Genomic DNA, 25,594 nt, shown 5'->3' with positions numbered 1-25,594 from the left:
CAGAAATAGAAGCGACCATGACACGATTGCTGGTGCTGCACGGCCCCAACCTGAACCTTCTCGGCACCCGGGAACCGGAGGTGTACGGCCGCGTCACGCTCGCCCAGATCGATCAGGCGCTTGCCGCGCGTGCCCGGGAAGCCGGCGCCGAACTGTCGTCGTTCCAGAGCAACCATGAGGGTGCGCTGGTCGACCGCATCCAGGCCGCGCGGGAGGAACAGACCGATTTCATCCTGATCAATCCGGCCGCGTACACGCACACGAGTGTCGCGATCCGGGACGCGATCGCCGGCGTTGGCATCCCGTTCGTCGAGGTTCACTTGTCGAACGTGCATCGCCGCGAAGTGTTCAGGCACCACTCCTACTTTTCCGACCAGGCCGAAGGCGTGATCTGCGGGCTCGGCTGGAAAGGTTATCTGTACGCGCTCGAGTACGCGCTGGACAAGCTGCAAGGCACGTCGCGCGGCTGATTTCGCGATCTAGATTCAGCGCCGGCCCCTAACCGGCGCTTTCACGTATTGAAAGGGGAATTCCCGATGGATCTTCGTAAGCTGAAAACTCTGATCGACCTCGTTTCCGAATCCGGCATCTCCGAGCTGGAAGTGACGGAAGGCGAAGGCAAGGTGCGCATCGTCAAGAACGCGCCGCCGGTCTACGTGCAGCCGACGGCTGGGTATGCCCCGCAAGTCAGCGCGCCGGCCCCGTCGGCCGCGCTGCCGACCGAAGGCGCTGCCGCGCCGGCCGCAGGCGGCGCAGCCGCTCCGGCGGTCCCGCAGGGCCACGTCGTGACGTCGCCGATGGTCGGCACGTTCTATCGCGCACCGTCGCCGGGCGCGGACCCGTTCGTCCAGGTGGGCGATACGGTCAAGGAAGGCCAGACCATCTGCATCATCGAAGCGATGAAGCTGCTCAACGAGATCGAGTCGGACAAGGCCGGCGTGATCAAGGAAATCCTCGTCGAGAACGGCCAGGCCGTCGAATACGGCCAGCCGCTTTTCGTGATCGGCTAAGTCCGCCGCGCGGCCTGCGGGCCGCGCGCCGCCGATGCCCGCCAGGCGCCGTTCGCGCGCCCCTCGAAGAGACGAATACTCGCTATGTTTGAAAAAATCCTCATTGCCAACCGCGGTGAAATCGCGCTGCGCATCCAGCGTGCGTGCCGTGAGCTCGGCGTCAAGACGGTGGTCGTCTACTCGGAAGCCGACAAGGAAGCCAAGTACGTGCGCCTCGCGGACGAAGCCGTCTGTATCGGCCCGGCCCCGTCGAACCTGAGCTACCTGAACATGCCGGCGCTGATCAGCGCCGCGGAAGTCACCGATGCCGAGGCGATCCACCCCGGCTACGGCTTCCTGTCGGAGAACGCCGATTTCGCGGAACGCGTCGAGCAGTCGGGCTTCACGTTCATCGGCCCGCGCCCGGAAACGATCCGCATGATGGGTGACAAGGTCACCGCGAAGCAGACGATGATCAAGACCGGCGTGCCGTGCGTGCCGGGCTCGGAAGGCGCGTTGCCGGACGATCCGAAGGAGATCGTCAAGATTGCGCGCGCGATCGGCTATCCGGTCATCATCAAGGCGGCAGGCGGCGGTGGCGGACGCGGGATGCGCGTCGTGCACACCGAGGCCGCGCTCGTCAACGCGGTCAACATGACCCGCGAGGAAGCCGGCCGTGCGTTCGGCAACCCGCAGGTGTACATGGAGAAGTTCCTCGAGAACCCGCGCCACATCGAAATCCAGGTGCTGTCCGACGCGTACAAGAACGCGATCTGGCTCGGCGAGCGCGATTGCTCGATGCAGCGCCGCCACCAGAAGGTGATCGAGGAAGCGCCGGCACCCGGCATTCCGCGCCGCCTGATCGACCGCATCGGCGACCGCTGCGCGGACGCCTGCAAGAAGATGGGCTACCTCGGTGCGGGCACGTTCGAATTCCTGTACGAAAACGGCGAGTTCTACTTCATCGAGATGAACACGCGCGTGCAGGTCGAGCACCCGGTATCGGAGCTGATCACGGGCGTCGACATCGTGCAGGAACAGATCCGCATCGCGGCCGGCGAGAAGCTCACGCTGCGCCAGCGCGACATCCAGTTCCGCGGACATGCGATCGAATGCCGGATCAACGCGGAAGATCCGTTCAAGTTCACGCCGTCGCCGGGCCGGATCACGTCGTGGCATACGCCGGGCGGCCCCGGCGTGCGCGTCGATTCGCACGCCTACAATGGCTATTTCGTGCCGCCGAACTATGATTCGATGATCGGCAAGCTGATCACCTACGGCGCGACGCGCGAGCAGGCGATCAGCCGGATGCGCATCGCGCTGTCGGAAATGGTCGTCGAAGGCATCCAGACCAACATCCCGCTGCACCGCGAGCTGATGATCGATTCGAAGTTCGTCGAAGGCGGCACCAGCATCCACTACCTCGAAAACCGGCTCGCCCAGAAGCAGCAGGTCGCACCGGAAGAAGCGTAAGCATGAGCTATCGCGAACTCGTCGTCGAACTGGCCCGTGAGCATGCGGAGGCGCTGTCCGACGCGCTGCTCGAACTCGGCGCGCTGTCGGTGTCCGTCGAGGATGCCGACGCCGACACGCCCGACGAACAGCCGCTCTTCGGCGAGCCGGGCCTCGTGCCCGACCGCACCGCGTGGCAGCACTCGCGCGTGGTCGCGCTGCTCGCGGCCGACCATGAGCCGGCCGTGCTGCTCGCGGCGGCCGCGAACGAGATCGGCGTCGCCGAGACGCCGGCGTTCACCGTCCGCGAAGTCGAAGAGCAGGACTGGGTGCGTCTCACGCAATCGCAGTTCGAGCCGATCCCGATCGGCGAGCGGATCTGGGTCGTGCCGTCGTGGCACGATGCGCCCGACCCCGACGCGCTCATCCTCGAACTCGATCCGGGCCTCGCCTTCGGCACCGGCAGCCACCCGACCACGCGCCTGTGCATGGAATGGCTCGAGCAGTCGGTGACGCCCGGCCAGTCGGTGCTCGACTACGGCTGCGGCTCGGGCATTCTCGCGATCCTCGCGAAGAAATGCGGGGCGAACCCCGTCATCGGCATCGACATCGATCCGCAGGCAGTCGAATCGGCGCGGCAGAACAGCGAACGCAACCGTGCGGAAGTCACGTACGGGCTGCCCGATGCATGCCCGGACGGTGAATTCGACATCGTCGTCGCGAACATCCTGTCGAATCCGCTGAAGCTGATGGCGTCGATGCTCGCCTCGAAGGTCAAGCCGGGCGGGCGCATCGCGCTGTCGGGCGTGCTCGCGCGCCAGGCGGACGAAGTGGCGGCCGTCTACGCACGCTACGTCGACATCTCGGTCTGGCGTGAGCACGAAGGTTGGGTATGCCTCGCCGGAACCCGACGCGAAAGCCATTAGAATAGCGCTGTCCTTCACTCTGGCCAGCAGGCCGCCCGGCTCGACATGCTTCTTGCGACGCGCTGCCCTCATTGCGAAACCGTCTTCCGGCTGCAGCAGGAACAGCTCTCGCTGCATCAAGGGCTCGTGCGCTGCGGGCATTGCCACGAAGTTTTCAACGCATCCGAGTCGCTCGTTCCCGAGCACGCGCAGCAGACCGGGCCGGTCCTGACCGAACCGGCTGCCGCGCAGGATGACGGTGATGCGCATCATCCGGCCCCGCCTCGGCTGTTCGCTGCCGAAGCGCCGGCCGGGTCACCTTCCGACACCGATTACAAGCCCGAAGGCTGGGACATGTGGGCGCCGTGGCTCGATGCCGGCGTCGACCCGTCGCTGCAGCACAGCGTGCAGACCTTGCGCACCGAGCCGCTGATCCCGCTTGCCCTTCCGTCCATCGAAGCCGGCGTCGTTCACCTGTCGGGTACGCCCGCACCGTTCGCGCCCTCGCCGGCCGAGCTGCCCCCGTCCGCTGCCGTCGAACAGCCGGCCGAATCGCTGCAGACGCAAACGCCGCAGGATACCGAACCATCGGCCGCGCCCGTCGAACACGACCTGCGTGAGCCCCGCTTCGTCGCGCACCGTCCGTCGGACGCAGAGACCGCTCGCGACGCCGCCGAACCCGTCGGTACCGCGCACTTCGCCGTGCCGGACGACGAACGCGCGCCGCGCGAACCGCGCTTTGCGTTCACGCCGGCGCCAGCCGTCACCGAAGCCGGGCCCGAGCCTGACTCCGGCACCACCCGGCACGACGAGACGCCCGCCGCAACGACCCACGCGCCGGCCGCCCCCTTCCCCGCTGCGCTGACCGACGACGATCGTCCGCATTTCACCGTCACGCGCGAAACGCGCGCGCCGCAGCGGCGCGGCATGCTCGGCGGCTTTTTCGGCGGCCTCGTCGCTGCCGTGCTCGCCGTGCTGCTCGTCGGGCAACTCGCATGGTGGCAGCGCGAAACGCTGATGATCTACTGGCCCGTCACGCAGGGCTGGTTCCGGCAGGCCTGCGCGCCGCTCGGCTGCACGGTTGCGCCGCCGCGCGCGATCGACGGCCTGCGGCTCGACGCGACCGACCTGCGCCAGCTCGACGGCCCGCGCGAGCTCGAGCTGAAGGTGCCGCTGACGAACCGCTACCGCGTCGCACTCGCCTACCCGTCGCTCGAGCTGACGCTGCTCGACGACACCAACCACGTGACCGTGCGCCGCGTACTCGCGCCGCGCGACTACGTGCGCCCGGGCACGCCGATCGACGCCGGGCTGCCGCCCGGCACGACGCAGACGATGGTCGTCCGCGTCGACACGAACGGTGCGCCCGCCTCGAATTTCCGCGTCCAGATTTTCTATCCGTGACGCGCCGCGGCGCGCGCCTGCGCGCCCGTCTCAACCCGCGCGCCCGAGCGGCGCGCTATTTCGGAGCACGAACATGAGCAAAGTTACGCTGGGTGGCAACCCGATCGATCTCGCCGGCACGTTCCCGGCCGTCGGCGCACAAGCCGCCGATTTCAAGCTGGTCGGCAAGGACCTCGCCGACCTGTCGCTCGCCAGCTTCGCCGGCAAGCGCAAGGTGCTGAACATCGTCCCGAGCCTCGACACGCCGACCTGCGCGACGTCGACCCGCAAGTTCAACGAAGCCGCATCGTCGCTCGACAACACGGTTGTCGTCGTCGTGTCCGCCGACCTGCCGTTCGCTGCGACGCGCTTTTGCACGACCGAAGGCCTCGAGAATGTCGTGACGGCTTCGACGTTCCGCACCGGCCGCGCATTCGCGAACGCGTACGGTGTCGACGTGACGAGCGGCCCGCTGAACGGCCTGACCGCGCGTGCGGTCGTCGTGCTCGACGCGCAGGACAAGGTGATCCACGCGGAACTCGTCGGCGAAATCAAGGACGAGCCGAACTACGATGCAGCGCTCGCCGCGCTGAAGTAAGCTTTCTTTCGCTTTCCCCTGCCGCGCCGCGCCTTTCGCGCGGCGTTGTCGCGCAGGGTCCCTCATTTCTACAGGAACGCACACCTTGGCTACGTTGATTTGCGGTTCGATCGCCTACGATTCCATCATGACCTTCGAAGGGCGGTTCCGCGAGCACATCCTGCCCGACCAGGTGCACCTCATCAACCTGAGCTTCCTGGTGCCGACGATGCGCCGCGAATTCGGCGGCTGCGCGGGCAACATCGCGTACGCGCTGCACCTGCTCGGCGGCGATGCGCGCATCATGGGGACGATCGGCGCACTCGACGCGCAGCCGTATCTCGACCGGCTCGACCAGCTCGGCCTGCGCCGCGACCACGTTCGCGTGCTGCCCGACACGTATACCGCGCAGGCGATGATCACGACCGATCTCGACAACAACCAGATCACGGCGTTCCACCCGGGCGCGATGATGCAGTCGCACCTGAACCATGCGGGCGACGCGCCGGGCATCAAGCTCGCGATCGTCGGCCCCGACGGCTTCGACGGGATGGTGCAGCACGTGGAAGAGCTCGCCAAGGCCGGCGTGCCGTTCGTGTTCGATCCTGGCCAGGGCCTGCCGCTGTTCGACGGTGCGACGCTGCGCCGCAGCATTGAACTTGCGACCTATGTAGCGGTCAACGACTACGAGGCCAAGCTGGTGAGCGACAAGACGGGATGGTCCGAAGATGAAATCGCCAGCCGGGTCGACGCCCTCGTCATCACGCGTGGCGAGCACGGCGCGACCATCCGCCACAAGCAGGGCACGGAGCAGATTCCTGTCGTGCCGGCCGAGCGGATCTCCGATCCGACCGGCTGCGGCGATGCCTTCCGGGGTGGCTTGCTGTACGGCATCGAGCATGGCCTCGACTGGGCAACCACGGGCCGCCTCGCGAGCCTGATGGGCTCGATCAAGATCGCCCACCAAGGGCCCCAGACTTACGTACTGACGCGCGCCGAAATCGACGCGCGCTTCGAGACTGCATTCGGTTACAGTCTCAAATGAATTTTGTGGGAGAGCAAAGATGTTGACGAAAAAGACCCTCACGCTCGCGGCCATGCTGACGGCCTCGCTGACGCTCACCGGCTGCTTCACCGCACCCGGTTCGGCGGATGTCTATAGCGTCGGCCAGGCGCAGCGCGAACAGACGGTCCGCATGGGCACGGTCGAAAGCGTCCGCGCGGTGCGCATCCAGTCCGACGGCGGCGGCAGCGCGATCGGCACGCTCGGCGGCGGCGCGCTCGGCGCGGTGGCAGGCAGCGCGATCGGCGGCGGCAAGGGGTCGATCCTGACCGCGATCGCCGGCGGCCTCGTCGGCGCGGTCGCGGGCAACGCGGTCGGCGAAAACCTCAGCACGGCGAACGGTGTCGAAATCACCGTGCGCCTCGACAACGGCGATCTGCGCTCGATCACGCAGGCTGCAAGCGGCGAAGCGTTCCGCGCCGGCGAACGCGTGCGACTGCTGTCGAGCGGCGGCGTCACGCGCGTCACGCACTAACAGGTACCTCAGCACGCGGCGCAAGCCGCGGTCGAACGCATGTGCGAAGCTGCACATGCGTTTTTTTTCGTCCGTACTCGCCGCAGCCGGCGTACGGGCGTCCGGTATGCGGGCACATCCATCGGCAAGGACGGACGAAAAAAATCCCGCCACCTGAGCCAGATGGCGGGACTGATTGAGTAGCGCTACTCAACCCACGGACACCACGTGAGTGTCCGGGTGGTGCAGGTCAGCCTCGATTACGGACGGCTGCCGGTCGGGAACGGCCATGCCGCTGCCGGGTTGAGCGCGGTCTTCACGCCCGATGCCGGCGCAACCGATGCGGTCGACGCGGTCGTTGCCGGCGCAGCCTTCTTCACGACGGCCTTCTTCGGAGCAGCAGCCTTCTTCGGAGCGGCAGCCTTCTTCGCCGGAGCCGCAGCCGGGGCAGCAGCGGCAGCCTTCTTCGCCGGAGCAGCGGCCTTCTTCGCAGGGGCAGCCTTCTTGGCAGGCGCAGCCTTCTTCGCGGCAGCCTTCTTCGCAGGCGCAGCCTTCTTCGCAGCAGCCTTCTTCGCCGGCGCGGCCTTCTTCGCAGCAGCCTTCTTAGCCGGTGCGGCCTTCTTCGCAGCAACCTTCTTCACTGCGACTTTCTTGGCGGCAACCTTCTTCGCTGCGGCCTTCTTCGCCGGTGCTGCCTTCTTGGCGGCAACCTTCTTCACTGCGACCTTCTTGGCGGCAACCTTCTTCGTTGCGACCTTCTTCGCAGCAACCTTCTTCACTGCTGCCTTCTTCGCCGGTGCTGCCTTCTTCGCGGCAACCTTCTTCACCGCGACCTTCTTCGCAGCAACCTTCTTCACTGCAACGGCCTTCTTCGCCGGAGCAGCAGCCTTCTTCGCAGCGACCTTCTTCACTGCGGCCTTCTTTGCAGCCGGTTTCTTCTTGGCAAGTGCCATGTTGTTCTCCTTCAGGTTCAGATGAGAGTCAGTTCAAACTACACCCTTCGTCAAAACCCGCTTCCCGCGGACGCTGTTCAGGACGTGCGCTTCGAAGCGGGCTATTCATCGGCGTACGCGGATACCACGCGCTTACGCTAATGAATACGGTATGGCGCGCGTGACCACCCGGCCTCGCGCGCCAAATCAAGTCGGTAGCCGGCGCACCTCGCGCCGCTACCCCTAATCGCTTGATCAAGCGGACCGCCACACGGCCGTCCGCTTTTTCCGGAGGGAAGTTTGCCCATCCCACTGAAGGGTTCGCAAAGTGCCTGTCGTGTCGTCGTGCCGTTAAGGCACCGGGCATGCTTTGCATCAGGCGTTCTTGCTCCTAAACCTTGAGCCGGGGCCGAGAGGCCGCCGGCTGTTCCATCATGTGACGGGTTCGCTGCTGCGGGTTATTCCCAGGACAGCGCGCCGCCCGTCTGATACTCGATCACACGCGTCTCGAAGAAGTTGCGTTCCTTCTTCAGGTCGATCATCTCGCTCATCCACGGGAACGGATTTTCCTCGTTCGGGTACAGCGGATCGAGGCCGATCTGCTGGCAACGACGGTTGCTGATGAAGCGCAGATAGCTCTTGAACATCGACGCGTTCAAACCCAGCACGCCGCGCGGCATCGTGTCCTCGGCGTAGCGGTATTCGAGTTCGACAGCCTGCTTGAACAGCTCGCGGATCTCGGCGCGGAATTCGGCGGTCCAGAGATGCGGATTCTCGAGCTTGATCTGGTTGATCAGGTCGATGCCGAAGTTGCAGTGCATCGACTCGTCGCGCAGGATGTACTGATATTGCTCTGCAGCACCCGTCATCTTGTTCTGGCGGCCGAGCGCGAGGATCTGCGTAAACCCGACATAGAAGAACAGGCCTTCCATGATGCAGGCGAACACGATCAGCGACTTCAGCAGCTTCTGATCCGCTTCGAGCGTGCCGGTCTTGAAGGCCGGATCCGTCAGCGTGTGGATGAACGGGATCAGGAATTCGTCCTTCGCGCGGATCGACGTGACCTCGTGGTACGCGTTGAAGATCTCGCCTTCGTCGAGACCGAGCGATTCGACAATGTATTGGTACGCGTGCGTGTGGATCGCCTCTTCGAACGCCTGGCGCAGCAGGAACTGCCGGCACTCGGGCGCCGTGATGTGGCGGTACGTGCCGAGCACGATGTTGTTCGCCGCGAGCGAATCGGCCGTCACGAAGAAGCCGAGGTTGCGCTTCACGATACGGCGCTCGTCCTCGGTCAGACCGTTCGGGTCCTTCCACAGAGCGATGTCGCGGGACATGTTGATTTCCTGCGGCATCCAGTGGTTCGCGCAACCGGCCAGATACTTTTCCCACGCCCACTTGTACTTGAACGGCACCAGCTGATTGACGTCAGTCTGGCCGTTGATGATGCGCTTGTCGGCGACATTGACCCGCGCTTCCGAACCGCCGGCGGGAACAGCCGATGCTTGCGGGGGCACCGCAAGATCGCCTTCGAAAATGTCGCGAACCTGATGGGCGGCAGGCGTTGCAGCCTGCAGTCCGACAGCCGTTCCTGCGGAGGTGCGCATCGCGTTTTGCTGCGCTCCGCTCGCGGGAGTTACGGCAGTCTTCTCTTCATCCCAGTTGAGCATAAATTCTCACCATCAATTTAGAACGGTTTGTACCATCTTTTCCTGAGCGATAAAAGGGTTCGCTCACGAAAAATCCTTTTTTCGATTCGCGTTGCGACCTCGATACAACACTTTGAGCAACGCATCGTCGTTCATGCAGCGCGCGATGTGCGTCGCGCGTGTATCGCGAGGTGCGCTCGACGCATCGAACGCTGATCGAAACGCGACGTCGTCGGGGATGTTTCGATCGCTTGTCACTGCCTGCAACGCAGGTGCCGCGTTACAGATTCCTTATCATTTTTTTAGTTGAGAGCGGCGCACACTTCAACCTCGATCGGTCGTCGTGTGCGCCGCGCTGACCTGCTTCTCAGGTCAGGCGCACTGCGTTACTGGCACGCTTCGCATTCGTCGAAGCCAGGATCGCCCGGACGCATCGTGCACACCGGACCATCTGCCTCGACCGGTGCGAGTGCCGGTGCCGCGTTGACCGCGCCCGACGACGCATCGCCGCCTGCCGCACCGAAGCCGCCAGCCGCGCCTTGCGCGCCGCCGCTGCTCGAACCGCCGCCCGTCGGCACGGCGTTCAGCGCGCCGTGTGCGACCGTCGACTTCTCGACGTGCGTCGCCGCCATCGTGCGGAGGTAGTAGGTCGTCTTCAGGCCACGCAGCCATGCGAGCTTGTAGACCTCGTCGAGCTTCTTGCCCGACGCGCCGCCCATGTAGATGTTCAGCGACTGCGCCTGGTCGATCCACTTCTGGCGACGCGATGCCGCTTCGACCAGCCACGTCGGGTCGACTTCGAAGGCGGTCGCGTAGATCGCGCGGAGGTCGGCCGGGATGCGGTCGATGCGCGACAGCATGCCGTCGAAGTACTTCAGGTCGGCGACCATCACTTCGTCCCACAGGCCGCGTTCCTTCAGGTCGCGCACCAGGTACTCGTTCACCACCGTGAATTCGCCCGACAGGTTCGACTTCACGTACAGGTTCTGGAAGGTCGGCTCGATACAGGCCGACACGCCGATGATGTTCGAGATCGTCGCCGTCGGCGCGATCGCGACGCAGTTCGAGTTGCGCATGCCGTGCGAGGCGATCCGCGAACGCAGCGACGTCCAGTCGAGCGATTCGGAGGTATCGACTTCGACGTAGCCGCCGCGTGCTTCCGTCAGCAGCTTCAGCGTGTCCTGCGGGAGGATGCCGCGATCCCACAGCGAGCCGCGGTAGCTCGAGTAGCGGCCGCGCTCTTCGGCCAGCTCGGTCGACGCGTAGTACGCGTAGTAGCAGACCGCTTCCATCGAACGATCGGCGAACTCGACCGCCGCTTCCGACGCGTACGGCGTGCGCAGCAGGTGCAGGCAGTCCTGGAAGCCCATGATGCCCATGCCGACCGGACGGTGCTTCAGGTTCGAGTTACGCGCCTTCGGCACCGCGTAGTAGTTGATGTCGATCACGTTGTCGAGCATGCGCATCGCGACGCTGATCGTGCGCTTCAGCTTGTCGTGGTCGAGCGCGTAGCTGCCGTCGGCCTGCTTCACCAGGTGGGCGACGAGGTTCACCGAGCCGAGGTTGCACACCGCGATTTCGGTGTCGCTCGTGTTCAGCGTGATTTCCGTGCACAGGTTCGACGAGTGGACGACGCCGACGTGCTGCTGCGGCGAGCGCACATTGCACGGATCCTTGAACGTGATCCACGGGTGGCCCGTCTCGAACAGCATGCCGAGCATCTTGCGCCAGAGTTGCTGCGCCGGGATCTTCTTGAACAGCTTGATCTCGCCGCGCGCGACCTTGTCTTCGTAAGCCGTGTAAGCCTTCTCGAATTCCGCGCCGAACTTGTCGTGCAGGTCCGGGCAGGTCGACGGCGAGAACAGCGTCCAGTCCGCACCTTCCATCACGCGCTTCATGAACAGGTCGGGAATCCAGTTCGCCGTGTTCATGTCGTGCGTCCGGCGGCGATCGTCGCCCGTGTTCTTGCGCAGCTCGAGGAACTCCTCGATGTCGAGGTGCCACGATTCGAGGTACGCGCAGACCGCGCCCTTGCGCTTGCCGCCCTGGTTGACCGCGACGGCCGTGTCGTTGACGACCTTCAGGAACGGGACCACGCCTTGCGACTTGCCGTTCGTGCCCTTGATATGCGAGCCGAGTGCGCGCACGCGCGTCCAGTCGTTGCCCAGGCCGCCGGCGAACTTCGACAGCAGCGCGTTTTCCTTCAGCGCTTCATAGATGCCGTCGAGATCGTCCGCGACGGTCGTCAGGTAGCACGACGACAGCTGCGAGCGGTGCGTGCCCGAGTTGAACAGCGTCGGCGTCGAGCTCATGAAGTCGAAGCTGGACAGCACGTTGTAGAACTCGATCGCGCGCGTTTCGCGGTCGATCTCGTTCAGCGACAGGCCCATCGCGACGCGCATGAAGAATGCCTGCGGCATTTCGATGCGGGTGCCTTCGACGTGCAGGAAGTAGCGGTCGTACAGCGTCTGCAGGCCGAGGTAGCCGAACTGCAGGTCGCGGTTCGCGTCGAGTGCTTCGCCGAGGCGCTTCAGGTCGAACTGCAGCAGCTTGTCGTCGAGCAGGCCGGCGTCGACGCCGCGCTTCAGGAACTGCGGGAAGTATTCCGCGTAACGGGTCGACATCTCGGCCTGCACCACTTCCTCACCGAGGATCTCGCGGCGGATCGTGTGCAGCAGGATGCGCGACGTAACCTGGCTGTATGCCGGATCCTTCTCGATCATCGTGCGCGCAGCCAGGATCGCCGAGTCGTAGACCTGGCTCATCGGCACGCCGTCGTACAGGTTCTTCACCGTCTCGGCGACGATCGGGTCAGGGTTAACCGCAGCGCCGAGGCCGTCGCATGCCGACACGATCAGCGCGCGCAGCGCGTTCAGGTCGAGCGGGCGCGTGACGCCGTTGTCGACGACGTTGATGCCGGTGCTCGCCTCGCCGCCGGCGGCCGCTGCTTCCTCGCCCGCATGCTGGCGCTCGAGGTGACGCTTCTCGCGATACAGCACGTACGCACGCGCGACGTTGTGCTCGCCGCCGCGCATCAGCGCGAGTTCGACCTGGTCCTGGATGTCTTCGATATGGAACGTCCCGCCGTTCGGGCGGCTGCGCACGAGCGCGCGCACGACGTTGTGCGTCAGTTGCTCGACCTGCTCGCGTACGCGCGCCGATGCCGCACCCTGCCCGCCATTGACGGCCAGGAAAGCCTTGGTCACCGCAATCGCGATCTTCGAAGGTTCGAACGAGACGACGCTGCCGTTGCGGCGGATCACCTTGTAGTCGGCGAACGTGGCCTGCGGCGCGAGCGCCTTCGCGCCCTGTTCGGTCCCGCCGAGCGGACGGCTCGAGGCGCTCTCGTACTGGGACGTCGCGTTGTCGGTGGTTTGCATGTGCAAAGCTCCTGGTGTTGGATGGTGCGGAGAGAACCGCGGATTAAAACGAACGCTGCGCAACGCGGTGCGCGAGCGGTAAGAGGCGAGCGATGCGCCGGGGAAGCCGGTTCGGTCGATGCGCGACAACCGATCCGGTCGTGTGCTTCGTCATGTGTACCCTGCCCCGTCGATGTTCGCTGCGCTGATCGCGACGCCCGGACCGCCCGGCCTGACGCGCCGCCCTGAGAACCCTGTCCGCCGGCGTTGCCCGCCGGCCGGTGCCGCTCGGGTTTCCCCTGCGACACACACTATATCTAGTGCAGAACTGCTCAACTGGCACCAAGTATAGTGGACATTCGGAGGACGTCAAAATGGATAATTTGCGATGGAGGTATTGACATCACCCCCACCCCGCGCAGGCTCAGACGCGACAAGGCATTGGTCGGAAAAAAAAATTTCGCGCCCTCAAAAACCCTGCGATCAGTGCTGACGGAAAGGAAAGTATTCGGCGGAAAAACCGGCATCGCTCGCAAAGCGTTGCCAATCGAAATGTGGGCCCGGGTCGGTCTTGCGGCCCGGCGCGACGTCCGAGTGCCCCGCGAATGCGTCGACCGGGTAGCGTGCCGCGAGCGCGCGGGAGAGCGCGGCGAGCATCGCATACTGCGCGTCGTCGAACGGCACGTCGTCCGCGCCCTCGAGCTCGATGCCGATCGAGAAGTCATTGCAGCGCGCCCGGCCGAAGAACTCGGACGAGCCCGCATGCCACGCACGCTCGTCGCACGACACGAACTGCACGAGTTCGCCGTTGCGGCGGATCAGGAAGTGCGCGGACACGCGCACGTCGCGCAGGTGGCTCTGGTAATAGGGGTGCGCATCGCAGTCGAGACGATTCAGGAACAGCGCCTCGATCGCGTCACCGCCGAATTCGCCGGGCGGCAGGCTGATGTTGTGGACGACCACGAGCGTCGGCACCGCGCCCGCGGGCCGCACCTCGAAGTTCGGCGACGGCGCATGGCGCGCTTCGCGCACCCAGCCGTGCGCGTCGACCGACAGCAACCGCGCGTCGCTCATCGTGCGTCGCGACCGCTCGACCGCGCGGCGTGGCGCTGCGCGTGCTCGGCGCTGCAGAAGTATTCACCGCCCGCGGCGACGGCGTCGCCCTTCGGCGCATGCACGCCGCATTCGGCGCAGCGCACCATCGGCTCGGGCAGCGCCCGCGCATCGCCGTTCGGGCGCCCCGAACCCGCGCCGCCGGCGCCGGGCATGCCGTCGTAACCGGCGCCGCGGCCGGTGCGCGCCTGCGCGTGCTCCTGGGCCTGGCGCAGCTTGCGCGCGATCCACGAACCCGCGAAGAAGAGAAGAATCAGGAGAAGAATCTGTCGCATCGGAAACCTGCGTTCAAACCACGGAACGGTGCAGCAGCACCTCGAAAACGAACCGGCTGCCGACATACGCGAGCAGCAGCGCGGCGAACGACACGAGCACCCAGCGCGCGGCACCACGGCCACGCCAGCCCGACGTCTTGCGGGCGACCAGCAGGCCGCCGAACATCAGCCACGACAGGATCGCGAATACCGTCTTGTGGTCGAGCCGCAGCGCGCGCGCGTCGACCTGCTCGCTGAACAGGATGCCCGACGCGAGCGTCAGCGTGAGCAGCACGAAGCCGGCGCCGATCAGGCGGAACAGCAGCTTCTCGAGCGTGAGCAGCGGCGGCAGCGTCTCGAGCCAGCTCGCGATCCAGCCCGTCGAGCCGTCGCGCCCGCCACTCCGCAGCGACTGCAGGCGCCGCTCGACCATCAGCATCAGGATCGCGTGCAGCGCCGCGATCGCGAACAGGCCGTATGCGATGTTCGCGATCAGGAAATGCAGCTTGAACAACGGCGCTGCGGCATAAGGAAGCACCCGCACGCCACCGAACACGAGCGGCAGCAGCGACGCGCCACACGCGAGCGGCAGTACCAGCAGGCGCAGGCTGTCGAGCGGGAAGAAGAAGCTCTCGATCCAGTAGATGCCGGCGCCGAGCCAGAACATCGCGGACAGCGCGAACGCGAAGCCGAACACCATTGCGTCGTTCGGAAAGATCGTCATATGGAGCAGCACGCCGTGCGCGACCAGCGCGGCGAACAGCAGCGCGCGGCCGGCCCCGCTCATCCCGGACGCAGCGGACGCGGGAACCGGCACGGCCGGCACGCTCGCGACGAGCGGCGTCGCGCCCTGGCGGTGCGTGCGCCAGCCTGCGACGGCGAGGCCGCCGTACAGGAATGCGGTGAGGGCATACAGTACAATATCCATGTTCGAAGTTTACACTAGGCCCCCTTCCCGCGACGGCTCCCTTTGTTCGGTTCCGCCGCGCCTTCGGGCCCCACTGTCCATCGCTCCCCATGCTCGACAATCTCACTCAACGGATGGCGCGCGTCGTCAAGACGCTGCGCGGCGAGGCCCGGCTTACCGAGGCGAACACGCAGGAGATGCTCCGCGAGGTGCGTCTCGCCCTGCTGGAGGCCGACGTTTCGCTGCCGGTCGTCCGCGAATTCATCGCCAAGGTCAAGGAAAAGGCGCTCGGCGAAGAAGTGATCAGCAGCCTGTCGCCGGGTCAGGCGCTGGTCGGCGTGGTCCAGAAGGAACTGACCGCCGTGATCGGCGGCGACTACGAAGGCAAGGCCGCCGAGCTGAACCTCGCGGTCACGCCGCCCGCCGTGATCCTGATGGCCGGCCTGCAAGGCGCGGGCAAGACCACGACCGCCGGCAAGCTCGCGAAGCTGCTGCGCGAGAAGTACAAGAAGAAGGTGCTGACCGTGTCGTGCGACGTGTATCGCCCGGCCGCAATCATGCAGCTGAAAACGGTGAGCGAACAGGTCGGCGCCGACTTCTTCCCGTCCACGCCGGACCAGAAGCCCGTCGACATCGCGATTGCGGCCGTCGATTGGGCAAAGCGCCACTACCATGACGTGCTGATCGTCGACACGGCCGGCCGCCTCGGCATCGACGAGGCGATGATGCAGGAAATCGCCGCGCTGCACGGCACGCTGAAGCCGGCCGAAACACTGTTCGTCGTCGACGCGATGCTCGGCCAGGACGCGGTCAACACCGCGAAGGCGTTCAACGACACGCTGCCGCTCACCGGCGTCGTGCTGACCAAGCTCGACGGCGACTCGCGCGGCGGCGCCGCGCTGTCGGTGCGTCACGTCACGGGCAAGCCGATCAAGTTCGTCGGTGTCGCGGAGAAGCTCGACGGCCTCGAGGTGTTCCACCCCGACCGGATGGCGAACCGGATCCTCGGCATGGGCGACATCCTCGCGCTCGTCGAGGAGGCGCAGCGCGGCGTCGACGTGCAGGCCGCGCAGAAGCTCGCCGACAAGGTCAAGAAAGGCGGCGACTTCGACCTGAACGATTTCCGCGCGCAGATCTCGCAGATGAAGAACATGGGCGGCCTGTCGTCGCTGATGGATAAACTCCCTGCGCAGTTCCAGCAGGCGGCCGCCGGCGCCGACATGGGCCAGGCCGAGAAGTCGATCCGCCGGATGGAAGGCATCATCAGCTCGATGACGCCGGCCGAGCGCGCGAAACCCGAGATCATCAAGGCGACGCGCAAGCGCCGCATTGCTGCCGGCGCGGGCGTGCCGGTGCAGGAAGTCAACCGGATGCTGAACCAGTACGACCAGATGCGTACGATGATGAAGAAGCTGAAGGGCGGCAACATGCAGAAGATGATGCGCGGCCTGAAGGGCATGATGCCCGGCATGCGCTGATTCCGCCCATCGGCCGGCGCGCGGGTTTTTGCTGTAGCGCGCGGCGGCCGTTCTGCTTCATTCTTATTTGTATACCGACTGCCCGCCAGAACACATGAACCGCGAAGAAGCCCTCCACATTTTCAACCACTCCGAAGAGATCGTCTCGGCGGACGCCGTCAACGCGTCGATCTCCAAGATGGCCGACGCGATCCGCGCCGAGATCGGCGACGCGTTCCCGCTCGTTCTCTCGGTGATGGGCGGCGCCGCGGTGTTTACCGGGATGCTGCTGCCGCATCTCGATTTCCCGCTGGAATTCGACTACATCCACCTGACCCGCTACCGCAACACGACGCAGGGCAGCCCGGAAATGCACTGGCGCGTCGCGCCGCGCGAATCGGTGAAAGACCGGATCGTGCTCGTGCTCGATGACATCCTCGACGAAGGCGAGACGATGGCCGCGATCCGCGACCGCATTCTCGACATGGGCGCCAAGCGCTTCATGTCGGCCGTGCTGTGCGAGAAGACGCTCGCGAAGGCGAAGCCGCTGCACCCCGACTTCTGCGGCTTCGCGGTACCGGACCGCTACGTGTTCGGCTGCGGGATGGATGCGAAGGGCTACTGGCGCAACCTGCCGACGATCCGTGCGCTGACCACGAACGTCTGAGCGCCCCGCTCCGCACTATATAAATAGAAAGCGGCGCTCCGGTTTCCCGGCGCGCCGCTTTTTTTGGCGTCTTGGGTGTGCCCCGCCCCGCCCTACAGCTGGTGCACGAACGCGCGGACGCCGCCCAGCATCATCTCGACCGAAATCGCGACGAGCACGAGGCCCATCAGGCGCTCGAACGCCGCGACGGTCCGCTCGCCGATCCATTGCTGGATCCGCTCGGCCAGCACCAGCGTCACCGCGCAGACGATCATCGTGACCGTCAGCGCGCCGACCCACTCGAGCATCTTGCCGGGTCCCTGCGACGTCAGCAGCATCACCGTCGCGAGCGCGGACGGCCCGGCGAGCGCCGGAATCGCGAGCGGCACGATGAACGGCTCGCCGCCCGCACGCGGATCGTTGCCGAGCGCGCCGTCCGGATGCGGGAAGATCATCCGCAGCGCGATCAGGAACAGCACGATCCCGCCGCCGAGCCGCAGCGACAGGTCGGTGAGGCTCATCATCCGCAGGAAACGATCACCGACCAGCATGAAGAACAGCAGGATCACGAACGCGATCCCCACTTCACGCAGGATCAGCTTCACGCGCCGCTCGCGCGGCACATCCCGCATCGCCGAAATGAACAGCGGGATGTTGCCGAGCGGATCGGTGATCAGCACCAGGAGCACGGTGGCCGACAGGAAGGTGTATTCCACCGCGTTCCCCGGTCGGTGCGCTTAGCGCGCGAGCGCGGCGCGGATCTTCTCCGCGACCGTCGCCGCAGCCGTGTCGGCCGGCAGCAGCGTCGCTTCGGCGTCGCGGCGGCCCTGATACTCGATCTTGCCTTCCTTCAGGCCGCGCTCGCCAATCACGAGGCGATGCGGCACGCCGACCAGCTCCCAGTCGGCGAACATCACGCCCGGGCGCTCGCCGCGATCGTCGAGGATCACGTCGATGCCGGCTGCGACGAGTTCCGCGTACAGCTTGTCGGCGGTCTCGCGCACCATGTCGCTGCGGTCATAGCCCATCGGGCACAGCACGACTTCGAACGGTGCAATCGACTCGGGCCAGATGATGCCGCGGTCGTCGAAGTTCTGTTCGATCGCCGCGCCGAGAATGCGCGTGACGCCGACGCCGTAGCAGCCCATCAGCATCGGCTGCGGCTTGCCCGACTCGTCGAGGAACGTCGCACCCATCGCTTCCGAATACTTGGTGCCGAGCTGGAACACGTGGCCGACCTCGATGCCGCGGCAGATGTCGATCACACCCTTGCCGTCCGGCGACGGGTCGCCCTTCTTCACGTTACGCACGTCGGCGACGTCCGGCTCGGGCAGGTCGCGGCCCCAGTTCACGCCAGCGATGTGGTAGTCGACCTCGTTCGCGCCGACGACGAAGTCGCTCATGTTCGCGACCGTGCGGTCCGCGATCACCTTCACGGGTTTCTTCGTGCCGACCGGGCCGAGATAGCCCGGCGGCGTGCCGAACCACTCGACGATTTCCTGCTCGGTCGCGAAGCGGTGGTTCTTCAGGCCCGACAGCTTCGACACCTTGATCTCGTTCAGGTCGTGATCGCCGCGCAGCATCACGAGCCAGATGGTCGGCTCGGCGCCTTCGTTGTCGGTCGCGAGCACGATCGACTTGATCGTGCGCTCGAGCGGGATGGCCAGCAGCTCGGCGACGGCTTCGCACTTCGCCTTGCCGGGCGTCGCGACCTTCTCCATCGCTTCGGCCGGCGCCGCGCGTTCGGCGATCAGCGGCAACGCTTCGGCCGCCTCGATGTTCGCCGCGAACTCGGACGTCGGGCAGTACGCGATCGCGTCTTCACCGGTGTCGGCAATCACGTGGAATTCGTGCGAGAAGTTACCGCCGATCGAGCCGCTGTCGGCCGCGACCGCACGGAACTCGAGGCCGAGACGCGTGAAGATGCGCACGTACGCGTCGTACATCTTGCGATACGACTCGTTCAGGCCGGCCGCGTCCTTGTCGAACGAGTATGCGTCCTTCATGATGAATTCGCGGCCGCGCATCACGCCGAAGCGCGGACGGATCTCGTCGCGGAACTTCGTCTGGATCTGGTAGAAGTTCACCGGCATCTGCCGGTAGCTCTTGATCTGGTTGCGCGCGATGTCGGTGATGACTTCCTCGTGCGTCGGCCCGATCACGAAGTCGTTGTCCTTGCGGTCCTTGAAGCGCAGCAGCTCGGGACCGTACTGCTCCCAGCGGCCCGATTCCTGCCACAGTTCGGCGGGTTGCACGGCCGGCATCAGCAGCTCGATGGCGCCCGCCCGGTTCATTTCCTCGCGCACGATTGCCTCGACCTTGCGAATCGAACGCAAGCCGACCGGCAGGTAGTTATAGATGCCGCCGGCGACGCGACGGATCATGCCGGCGCGCACCATCAGCTTGTGGCTGACGATCTCTGCGTCGGCGGGTGCTTCTTTCAGGGTGCCGATAAAGAAACGGGAAGCTTTCATGCGGACGGTTCCAAAAACGGCGCCCCCAGGCGGGGCGCCCGAAAAAGTTTCAAGGTGAAAAAGCTGCGCGCGACGAACGGCGATGGCGCAGATGACGTAGCAGACTAATCAGGGACAATTCAGCCGGTGTGCCCCGCGCGGATTCGCTCCGTCACGGTGCGCAGCGCCCGTTATCTGTTTATAATCAAAGCAATTTTAAAGGATTCGAAGGTGGTTGTATGCTGGATCGTGAAGGCTTTCGCCCGAACGTCGGCATCATCCTCTTGAACGCGCGCAACGAGGTGTTTTGGGGCAAGCGGCTCCGCGAGCATTCCTGGCAGTTTCCTCAAGGTGGGATCAAGTACGGCGAGACCCCCATGCAGGCGATGTACCGGGAACTGCACGAGGAAACGGGCCTGCACCCGGAACACGTCAAGATAATCGGCCGCACACGCGACTGGTTGCGTTATGAGGTGCCTGACAAGTTCATTAAACGCGAAGTACGCGGTCATTACCGCGGCCAGAAGCAGATCTGGTTCCTGCTGCGGATGGTTGGACGCGATTGCGACATTTGCTTGCGCGCGACCGACCACCCGGAGTTCGATGCGTGGCGCTGGAACGAGTACTGGGTGCCGCTCGATGCGGTGATCGAGTTCAAGCGGGATGTCTATCAGTTGGCGCTGACGGAACTGTCGCGCTTCCTGCGCCGCCCGGCGCAGCGAGCCGAGAAGCCGCGTGGGCCGCGTCTGTCGCGCTATCCGCGCGTCATTGGCGTAGAGGCCCAGCAGACGCTGACGATTGTCGACACATCGGTAGTCTGTTCGGAGATCGAAGTGGAAGCGGGCACGCTCGACGAGATGCCGCCCCACGTGATCGTCGGCAAATGACGAATCGAACTGCATGACCGGGCGCGACCTTGGTGTCGCGCCCTTTTTTTACGAGGAATGCATATTGAAAGCGATTGCTCTCGCGCTCGCATCGATTGCCGCGGTGGCCACGCTGGCAGGTTGCGCGAATTCGAAGACGCCCACCAACAAGGATGACAGCGAGTTCGTGTATCTGCTGGACCGCCAGGGCACGTGGAAGGAAAACACGGTCGACTCGCTGCCGCCGCTGCCGCAGACGGGCGACCTGCTGCCGTTCAACGTATCGCAGAACACGCCGCTCAAGTTCTTCGTCGATGCGAAGTCGCTGGCGGTCGGCACCGATGGCGTCGTGCGCTACGCGGTCGTCATCACGAGCCCGGCCGGCGCGCGCAACGTGAACTACGAAGGCATCCGCTGCGACACCTACGAATGGCGCCAGTATGCCGGCCTGAATTCGGAACACGACGGCTGGGATCGCACCGTCGAAAACGACTGGCGGCGCATCGAGAACGGCGAACTGAATGCCTACCATTCGGCGCTCTATCAGGACTACTTCTGCGCGAACAAGATGCCGCAGGGCTCGACCCAGCAGATCCTGGAGAACATCCGGTTTCACCGCACCGCGATGAGCCAGTTGCGCTGACGGCGTGCGGCGCCCGCCGCGCCCCTGTTCGCCGCAAGAAAAAAGCCCGCATCACGCGGGCTTTTTCGTTTGGCGGCCGGAACCTGCTCGAATGGTCACACCAGCACCAGGTTGTCGCGATGGATCAATTCGGGCTCCAGCATGTAGCCGAGCACGGATTCGATCTCGCCGCTCGGCTTGCGGTGAATCAGTTTCGTCTCCGCACTGCTGTAGTTCGTGAGCCCACGCGCCACCTCGCGCCCGTCGGGGCCGACACACGCGATGACTTCACCGCGCGCGAACGCGCCCTGCACGTCGATCACGCCGATCGGCAGCAGGCTCTTGCCGCCGGCCGTCAGCTTCTCGACCGCGCCTGCGTCGATCACGACATGGCCGCGCACCTGAAGATGGTCGGCCATCCACTGCTTGCGCGCCGCCATCCGCGCGGTACGTGCGATCAGTTGCGTGCCGATCGCCTCACCGGCCGCCAGACGCACGAGCACGTCGGCCTCCCGGCCGCTCGCGATCACGGTGTTCGCGCCGCTGTGCGCCGCGCGCTTCGCCGCGAGGATCTTCGTCAGCATCCCGCCGCGGCCAAGGCTGGAGCCCGCGCCGCCGGCCATCGCCTCGAGTTCCGGCGCGCCTGCATTGGCTTCCGCAACGAGCGTCGCGTTCGGGTCCTTGCGCGGATCGGCCGTGAACAGCCCCGACTGGTCGGTCAGGATGATCAGCGCATCGCCTTCGATCAGGTTTGCAACGAGCGCGCCGAGCGTATCGTTGTCGCCGAACTTGATTTCGTCGGTGACGACCGTGTCGTTCTCGTTGATGATCGGCACGACGCCAAGCCGCAGCAGCGTCAGCATCGTCGAACGCGCATTCAGGTAACGCTCGCGATCCGCCAGGTCGGCATGCGTCAGCAGGATCTGCGCGGTGCGGATGTCGTGCTCGGTGAAGCGGCTTTCATAGACCTGCGCGAGCCCCATCTGGCCGACGGCGGCGGCAGCCTGCAACTCGTCGATTTCCCGCGGTCGCTTGCTCCAGCCGAGCCGCTGCATCCCTTCGGCAATCGCGCCCGAACTGACGAGCACGACTTCCTTGCCCTGCGCGCGCAGTGCGGCGATCTGGGCCGCCCAACGGCCGATTGCCGCATGATCGAGCCCCTTGCCGTCGTTGGTCACGAGGCTGGAGCCCACCTTCACCACCAATCGCTTCGAATCCGCGATGATCGAACGCATCCTGCACTGTCTCCTGTATCTGCTGCCTTTCCGACCGGGCGCAATTGAACGCCGGCGCCGGGCGGCACGCCCGGCGCGTTCCGGAATCGCTCAGGCGTCGTCGCCCGGCGCTGCATCGCCCTTGGCAGGCGGTGCGTCGCGGAAACGCACGTCTGCCGCGAGATCTTCCGCCTCCGCGGCGCGATGCGCGTCCGAATGTTCGGAGAGGTAGTCGTAGATCGCGTAGCACAGCGCTTCACAACCCTGACCGGTCAGTGCCGAGATCTCGAACACGGGGCCGTCCCACTCGAAGCGCTCGAGGAAATCCGCGACCCGTGCCTTGCGCTCGTCTTCCGGCACCATGTCGAGCTTGTTGAGCACGAGCCAGCGCGGCTTCTCGTAGAGCGCCTCATCGTACTTGCGCAGCTCGCCGACGATCGCCGTCGCTTCCGCCACCGGATCGACGCTTTCGTCGAACGGCGCGAGATCGACCAGATGCAGCAGCACGCCTGTGCGCTGCAGGTGGCGCAGGAACTGATGGCCGAGGCCCGCGCCTTCGGCGGCGCCCTCGATCAGCCCCGGGATGTCGGCGATCACGAAGCTCTTGCTCGGGCCGACGCGCACCACGCCGAGATTCGGCGCAAGCGTCGTGAACGGGTAGTCGGCAATCTTCGGCCGCGCGTTCGACACCGACGAGATGAACGTCGACTTGCCTGCGTTCGGCATGCCGAGCAGGCCGACATCGGCGAGCACCTTCAGCTCGAGCTTCAGCATGCGACGCTCGCCGGGCTTGCCGTCCGTCTTCTGGCGCGGCGCGCGGTTCGTGCTCGACTTGAAATGCAGGTTGCCGAGGCCGCCGGCGCCGCCCTGCGCAAGCATGACCTGCTGGTCGTGCTCGGTCAGGTCGGCGATCAGCTCGCCGGTATCCATGTCGCTGATGATCGTGCCGACCGGCATGCGCAGCGTGACATCGTCGCCGCCCTTGCCGTAGCAATCCGATCCGCGCCCGTTTTCGCCGTTGCGCGCCAGGTGCTTCTTCGCGTAACGGTAGTCGATCAGCGTGTTGATGTTGCGGTCGGCGATCGCGTATACGCTACCGCCCCGGCCGCCGTCGCCGCCGTCCGGCCCGCCGAACGGGACGAATTTCTCGCGGCGCATCGACGCACTGCCATCGCCTCCGTCTCCGGCGATGACTTCGATTCGTGCTTCGTCAATGAACTTCATTCGTCACTCCGCCCAGTATTTCCGCTATTGTGCCGCGCGCCGGCGCGCTTGAACAATCTGCCGTTCGGCCGATCGTACGCCGGTTGCGCGATGGCCGCCCGAACGCACACGCGCCCGGCGGCCAAATAAAAAAAGGCCCCGCGAAGACTGCGGGGCCTTTCGGCTACGAAGCCCGTGGGTGCCTGAACTTAGGCAGCCGCCGGGACAACGATGACCAGATGCTTCTTGTCCGCGCCCTTCGTCGCGAACTTGACGTGACCGTCGACCAGCGCGAACAGGGTGTGATCCTTGCCCATGCCGACGTTCTCGCCTGCGTGCATGCGCGTACCGCGCTGACGCACGATGATGCCGCCGGCATTGATTGCCTGGCCGCCGTACACTTTCACGCCGAGACGTTTCGACTCGGAGTCGCGGCCGTTCCGGGAAGAGCCGCCTGCCTTTTTGTGTGCCATCTGATTGCTCCTTTACCGAGGCGCTTACGCGTTGATCGCGTCGATGCGCAGCTCAGTGTAGTTCTGGCGGTGGCCGCCGTGCTTTTGGTAGTGCTTCCGGCGACGCATCTTGAAGATGGTGACCTTGGCATGACGACCGTGCGACACAACGGTGGCCTTGACGGAAGCCCCACTGACCAGCGGCGTACCGAACTTAATCGATTCGCCTTCGCCCACTGCGAGAACCTGGTCGAGCGTGATTTCAGCGTCAATGTCAGCCGGTATCTGTTCTACTTTGAGTTTTTCGCCAACGGCAACCTTGTACTGCTTGCCGCCGGTTTTTATGACCGCGTACATTGAGAACCTCACTCTGGATCCAATTTTTCCGCACACCACGCGCGGAAAACACGTGATTATACATGGGGTTAGCACCCAAGTCAAAGCCGATTGACGATTGCCGCGCGCGGGCCTCTACCGGACGGCCAAAATCACGCCGCTGGTACGTCTGACAGACCGGCATATCGCGGATTCGACTTATAATCCGCGGCATCACCCAATTCCATCATCATGTCGTCGTCCACCGCCTCCCCCACCCTCAGCGCCGCCCATCTGCTCGCTCCGATCACCACTGACATGGAGCAGGTGAATCGCGTTATCCGGCAAAGCCTCGCGTCCGATGTGCTGCTGATCAACCAGATCGCCGAGTACATCATCGGCGCGGGCGGCAAGCGGCTGCGCCCGGCATTGCTGCTGCTCGTCGCCGGCGCGCTCGGCGAGACGTCGCACCAGCGGCACGTGCTGGCCGCCGTCGTCGAGTTCATCCACACGGCCACGCTGCTGCATGACGACGTCGTCGACGAATCCGAGCTGCGCCGCGGCCGCCAGACCGCCAATGCGCTGTTCGGCAACGCGGCGAGCGTGCTGGTAGGCGACTACCTCTATTCGCGCTCGTTCGAGATGATGGTCGGCGTCGGCAAGATGCGCGTGATGGAGATCCTGTCGGAAGCGACGACGATCATTTCCGAAGGCGAGGTGCTGCAGCTCCTCAACATGCACGACGCGGACGTCGACGAAACGCGCTACATGCAGGTGATCCGTTACAAGACGGCCAAGCTGTTCGAGGCCTCAGCGCGTCTGGGCGCGGTGCTCGCCGGCGCCGATGCGCCGACCGAGGCCGCCGCCGCCGAATACGGCCGCCGGATCGGCACCGCGTTCCAGATCATGGACGACTGGCTCGACTATGCGGGCACGGCCGAGGCGATGGGCAAGAATGCCGGCGACGACCTGCGCGAAGGCAAGCCGACGCTGCCGCTCATCTATCTGATCGAACGCGGCACGCCCGAACAGTCGGCGCTCGCACGCGAGGCGATCGAACAGGGCGGCACCGATCGCTTCGACACGATCTTCGAAGCAATCACGCGCTCGGGCGCACTGGATCACACGCTCGAATGCGCACGCCAGGAAGCGCAGGCGGCAGCAGCAGCGATCGCCGCGTTCCCGGACTCGATCTATAAGGAAAGCCTGCTCGGGTTGTGCTCATACTCGACGTCGCGGCAATCGTAAACACGCCGCGAACGCAAAGCGATGCCTTGTCTCGAAAATTTTCTTCATCAAAGTATTCCCTTTTAGAAAAAACATCGTTAT

The 25,594-nt window shown here is 65.2% G+C and carries 26 protein-coding genes; 13 read left to right on the top strand and 13 right to left on the bottom strand.

From position 1 onward, the window contains the following. The first annotated feature begins 17 nt into the window (after positions 1-17). The 8 genes from aroQ to CFB40_RS02870 all read left to right on the top strand — a co-directional run bounded on the left by aroQ (position 18) and on the right by CFB40_RS02870 (position 6,844). Complete coding sequence (gene aroQ, locus CFB40_RS02905; protein WP_089430580.1) at positions 18-470, top strand: type II 3-dehydroquinate dehydratase; 453 nt, start codon at positions 18-20, stop codon at positions 468-470. A 66-nt stretch (positions 471-536) separates the two neighbouring features. Next, positions 537-1,010 (top strand): acetyl-CoA carboxylase biotin carboxyl carrier protein, encoded by a 474-nt coding sequence (gene accB / locus CFB40_RS02900; protein WP_046544894.1) that lies wholly within the window; start codon positions 537-539, stop codon positions 1,008-1,010. Positions 1,011-1,094: 84 nt separating this feature from the next. Beyond that, positions 1,095-2,462 (top strand): acetyl-CoA carboxylase biotin carboxylase subunit, encoded by a 1,368-nt coding sequence (gene accC / locus CFB40_RS02895; RefSeq protein ID WP_021161890.1) that lies wholly within the window; start codon positions 1,095-1,097, stop codon positions 2,460-2,462. A 2-nt stretch (positions 2,463-2,464) separates the two neighbouring features. After that, on the top strand, positions 2,465-3,367 hold the full coding sequence (prmA, locus tag CFB40_RS02890; protein WP_089424447.1) for a 50S ribosomal protein L11 methyltransferase: 903 nt from the start codon (positions 2,465-2,467) through the stop codon (positions 3,365-3,367). A gap of 45 nt (positions 3,368-3,412) precedes the next feature. Next, a complete protein-coding gene (locus tag CFB40_RS02885; RefSeq protein WP_089430579.1) occupies positions 3,413-4,750 on the top strand; it encodes a zinc-ribbon and DUF3426 domain-containing protein in 1,338 nt (445 codons plus the stop codon). Positions 4,751-4,823: 73 nt separating this feature from the next. Further along, on the top strand, positions 4,824-5,327 hold the full coding sequence (gene tpx / locus CFB40_RS02880; RefSeq protein WP_027783488.1) for a thiol peroxidase: 504 nt from the start codon (positions 4,824-4,826) through the stop codon (positions 5,325-5,327). A gap of 85 nt (positions 5,328-5,412) precedes the next feature. After that, a complete protein-coding gene (locus tag CFB40_RS02875; RefSeq protein ID WP_069247079.1) occupies positions 5,413-6,351 on the top strand; it encodes a carbohydrate kinase family protein in 939 nt (312 codons plus the stop codon). Positions 6,352-6,370: 19 nt separating this feature from the next. Continuing rightward, the gene (locus CFB40_RS02870; protein ID WP_021161893.1) at positions 6,371-6,844 is read left to right on the top strand and encodes a glycine zipper 2TM domain-containing protein; all 474 of its coding nucleotides are present in this window, start codon (positions 6,371-6,373) and stop codon (positions 6,842-6,844) included. A 239-nt stretch (positions 6,845-7,083) separates the two neighbouring features. On the opposite strand, the gene CFB40_RS02865 is transcribed toward CFB40_RS02870, so the two are convergent. The 7 genes from CFB40_RS02865 to CFB40_RS02825 form a co-directional block, all read right to left on the bottom strand. Continuing rightward, a complete protein-coding gene (locus CFB40_RS02865; RefSeq protein ID WP_089424445.1) occupies positions 7,084-7,776 on the bottom strand; it encodes a histone H1-like DNA-binding protein in 693 nt (230 codons plus the stop codon). A gap of 28 nt (positions 7,777-7,804) precedes the next feature. Continuing rightward, positions 7,805-8,131 carry a hypothetical protein gene (locus CFB40_RS02860; RefSeq protein ID WP_076841698.1) on the bottom strand — a complete coding sequence of 109 codons (327 nt, stop codon included), beginning with the start codon at positions 8,129-8,131 and terminating at the stop codon, positions 7,805-7,807. Between the two features lie 82 nt (positions 8,132-8,213). After that, entirely contained in the window at positions 8,214-9,425 is a 1,212-nt protein-coding gene (locus CFB40_RS02855; RefSeq protein ID WP_039353057.1) for a ribonucleotide-diphosphate reductase subunit beta, read from the bottom strand. A gap of 365 nt (positions 9,426-9,790) precedes the next feature. Then, positions 9,791-12,784, bottom strand: coding sequence for a ribonucleoside-diphosphate reductase subunit alpha (locus CFB40_RS02845; protein WP_089424443.1), 2,994 nt, complete (start codon positions 12,782-12,784; stop codon positions 9,791-9,793). Between the two features lie 462 nt (positions 12,785-13,246). Continuing rightward, complete coding sequence (gene ampD, locus CFB40_RS02835) at positions 13,247-13,837, bottom strand: 1,6-anhydro-N-acetylmuramyl-L-alanine amidase AmpD (RefSeq protein ID WP_089430578.1); 591 nt, start codon at positions 13,835-13,837, stop codon at positions 13,247-13,249. After that, on the bottom strand, positions 13,834-14,151 hold the full coding sequence (locus tag CFB40_RS02830) for a PP0621 family protein (protein WP_089430577.1): 318 nt from the start codon (positions 14,149-14,151) through the stop codon (positions 13,834-13,836). The genes ampD and CFB40_RS02830 overlap by 4 nt, the downstream gene beginning before the upstream one ends. A 13-nt stretch (positions 14,152-14,164) precedes the next feature. Then, entirely contained in the window at positions 14,165-15,058 is an 894-nt protein-coding gene (locus CFB40_RS02825; protein ID WP_085042265.1) for a cytochrome C assembly family protein, read from the bottom strand. Positions 15,059-15,147: 89 nt separating this feature from the next. Between CFB40_RS02825 and ffh the strand changes: the two genes are divergently transcribed. After that, entirely contained in the window at positions 15,148-16,515 is a 1,368-nt protein-coding gene (gene ffh / locus CFB40_RS02820; protein WP_089424440.1) for a signal recognition particle protein, read from the top strand. A gap of 94 nt (positions 16,516-16,609) precedes the next feature. Beyond that, positions 16,610-17,161: a hypoxanthine-guanine phosphoribosyltransferase gene (locus CFB40_RS02815; RefSeq protein WP_089424439.1), complete on the top strand. Its 552-nt coding sequence runs from the start codon at positions 16,610-16,612 to the stop codon at positions 17,159-17,161. Positions 17,162-17,253: 92 nt separating this feature from the next. On the opposite strand, the gene CFB40_RS02810 is transcribed toward CFB40_RS02815, so the two are convergent. Continuing rightward, positions 17,254-17,856 carry a MarC family protein gene (locus CFB40_RS02810; RefSeq protein ID WP_011350864.1) on the bottom strand — a complete coding sequence of 201 codons (603 nt, stop codon included), beginning with the start codon at positions 17,854-17,856 and terminating at the stop codon, positions 17,254-17,256. Between the two features lie 21 nt (positions 17,857-17,877). Continuing rightward, the gene (locus CFB40_RS02805; RefSeq protein ID WP_089430576.1) at positions 17,878-19,614 is read right to left on the bottom strand and encodes a proline--tRNA ligase; all 1,737 of its coding nucleotides are present in this window, start codon (positions 19,612-19,614) and stop codon (positions 17,878-17,880) included. A 218-nt stretch (positions 19,615-19,832) separates the two neighbouring features. On the opposite strand from CFB40_RS02805, the gene CFB40_RS02795 reads away from it, so the two are divergent. Both CFB40_RS02795 and CFB40_RS02790 read left to right on the top strand, forming a co-directional pair. Next, positions 19,833-20,480, top strand: a complete 648-nt coding sequence (locus CFB40_RS02795; RefSeq protein WP_039353086.1) for an RNA pyrophosphohydrolase — start codon at positions 19,833-19,835, stop codon at positions 20,478-20,480. A 13-nt stretch (positions 20,481-20,493) separates the two neighbouring features. Next, a complete protein-coding gene (locus tag CFB40_RS02790) occupies positions 20,494-21,102 on the top strand; it encodes a CNP1-like family protein (RefSeq protein WP_089424437.1) in 609 nt (202 codons plus the stop codon). Between the two features lie 95 nt (positions 21,103-21,197). Here the strand turns inward: CFB40_RS02790 and proB are convergent, their stop codons facing one another. The 4 genes from proB to rplU form a co-directional block, all read right to left on the bottom strand. Continuing rightward, positions 21,198-22,316, bottom strand: coding sequence for a glutamate 5-kinase (proB, locus tag CFB40_RS02785; protein WP_039353092.1), 1,119 nt, complete (start codon positions 22,314-22,316; stop codon positions 21,198-21,200). Between the two features lie 90 nt (positions 22,317-22,406). Then, on the bottom strand, positions 22,407-23,519 hold the full coding sequence (gene obgE, locus CFB40_RS02780) for a GTPase ObgE (protein ID WP_089424436.1): 1,113 nt from the start codon (positions 23,517-23,519) through the stop codon (positions 22,407-22,409). Between the two features lie 188 nt (positions 23,520-23,707). Continuing rightward, a complete protein-coding gene (gene rpmA / locus CFB40_RS02775) occupies positions 23,708-23,971 on the bottom strand; it encodes a 50S ribosomal protein L27 (RefSeq protein ID WP_006476999.1) in 264 nt (87 codons plus the stop codon). Between the two features lie 24 nt (positions 23,972-23,995). Next, positions 23,996-24,307 carry a 50S ribosomal protein L21 gene (gene rplU / locus CFB40_RS02770; RefSeq protein ID WP_006025184.1) on the bottom strand — a complete coding sequence of 104 codons (312 nt, stop codon included), beginning with the start codon at positions 24,305-24,307 and terminating at the stop codon, positions 23,996-23,998. Positions 24,308-24,517: 210 nt separating this feature from the next. Here rplU and CFB40_RS02765 point away from each other — a divergent pair, with 210 nt between their 5' ends. After that, positions 24,518-25,513: a polyprenyl synthetase family protein gene (locus CFB40_RS02765; RefSeq protein WP_089424435.1), complete on the top strand. Its 996-nt coding sequence runs from the start codon at positions 24,518-24,520 to the stop codon at positions 25,511-25,513. Positions 25,514-25,594 lie beyond the last annotated feature (81 nt).

Source organism: Burkholderia sp. AU31652 (genome assembly GCF_002223155.1).
Lineage (GTDB): Bacteria > Pseudomonadota > Gammaproteobacteria > Burkholderiales > Burkholderiaceae > Burkholderia.
This window is presented reverse-complemented; position numbering and strand designations above follow the sequence as displayed.

Bases quoted from the DNA above. Each gene is read 5' to 3' on its own strand.
- rplU (WP_006025184.1), bottom strand. From the start codon at position 24,307: ATGTACGCGGTCATAAAAACCGGCGGCAAGCAGTACAAGGTTGCCGTT.
- CFB40_RS02765 (WP_089424435.1), top strand. From the start codon at position 24,518: ATGTCGTCGTCCACCGCCTCCCCCACCCTCAGCGCCGCCCATCTGCTC.
- CFB40_RS02805 (WP_089430576.1), bottom strand. From the start codon at position 19,614: ATGAAAGCTTCCCGTTTCTTTATCGGCACCCTGAAAGAAGCACCCGCC.
- ffh (WP_089424440.1), top strand. From the start codon at position 15,148: ATGCTCGACAATCTCACTCAACGGATGGCGCGCGTCGTCAAGACGCTG.
- CFB40_RS02855 (WP_039353057.1), bottom strand. From the start codon at position 9,425: ATGCTCAACTGGGATGAAGAGAAGACTGCCGTAACTCCCGCGAGCGGA.
- CFB40_RS02885 (WP_089430579.1), top strand. From the start codon at position 3,413: ATGCTTCTTGCGACGCGCTGCCCTCATTGCGAAACCGTCTTCCGGCTG.
- rpmA (WP_006476999.1), bottom strand. From the start codon at position 23,971: ATGGCACACAAAAAGGCAGGCGGCTCTTCCCGGAACGGCCGCGACTCC.
- accC (WP_021161890.1), top strand. From the start codon at position 1,095: ATGTTTGAAAAAATCCTCATTGCCAACCGCGGTGAAATCGCGCTGCGC.
- CFB40_RS02790 (WP_089424437.1), top strand. From the start codon at position 20,494: ATGACCGGGCGCGACCTTGGTGTCGCGCCCTTTTTTTACGAGGAATGC.
- accB (WP_046544894.1), top strand. From the start codon at position 537: ATGGATCTTCGTAAGCTGAAAACTCTGATCGACCTCGTTTCCGAATCC.
- CFB40_RS02795 (WP_039353086.1), top strand. From the start codon at position 19,833: ATGCTGGATCGTGAAGGCTTTCGCCCGAACGTCGGCATCATCCTCTTG.
- aroQ (WP_089430580.1), top strand. From the start codon at position 18: ATGACACGATTGCTGGTGCTGCACGGCCCCAACCTGAACCTTCTCGGC.
- CFB40_RS02860 (WP_076841698.1), bottom strand. From the start codon at position 8,131: ATGCAAAGCATGCCCGGTGCCTTAACGGCACGACGACACGACAGGCAC.
- CFB40_RS02825 (WP_085042265.1), bottom strand. From the start codon at position 15,058: ATGGATATTGTACTGTATGCCCTCACCGCATTCCTGTACGGCGGCCTC.
- ampD (WP_089430578.1), bottom strand. From the start codon at position 13,837: ATGAGCGACGCGCGGTTGCTGTCGGTCGACGCGCACGGCTGGGTGCGC.
- proB (WP_039353092.1), bottom strand. From the start codon at position 22,316: ATGCGTTCGATCATCGCGGATTCGAAGCGATTGGTGGTGAAGGTGGGC.
- obgE (WP_089424436.1), bottom strand. From the start codon at position 23,519: ATGAAGTTCATTGACGAAGCACGAATCGAAGTCATCGCCGGAGACGGA.
- CFB40_RS02845 (WP_089424443.1), bottom strand. From the start codon at position 12,784: ATGCAAACCACCGACAACGCGACGTCCCAGTACGAGAGCGCCTCGAGC.
- CFB40_RS02815 (WP_089424439.1), top strand. From the start codon at position 16,610: ATGAACCGCGAAGAAGCCCTCCACATTTTCAACCACTCCGAAGAGATC.
- CFB40_RS02830 (WP_089430577.1), bottom strand. From the start codon at position 14,151: ATGCGACAGATTCTTCTCCTGATTCTTCTCTTCTTCGCGGGTTCGTGG.
- prmA (WP_089424447.1), top strand. From the start codon at position 2,465: ATGAGCTATCGCGAACTCGTCGTCGAACTGGCCCGTGAGCATGCGGAG.
- CFB40_RS02865 (WP_089424445.1), bottom strand. From the start codon at position 7,776: ATGGCACTTGCCAAGAAGAAACCGGCTGCAAAGAAGGCCGCAGTGAAG.
- tpx (WP_027783488.1), top strand. From the start codon at position 4,824: ATGAGCAAAGTTACGCTGGGTGGCAACCCGATCGATCTCGCCGGCACG.
- CFB40_RS02870 (WP_021161893.1), top strand. From the start codon at position 6,371: ATGTTGACGAAAAAGACCCTCACGCTCGCGGCCATGCTGACGGCCTCG.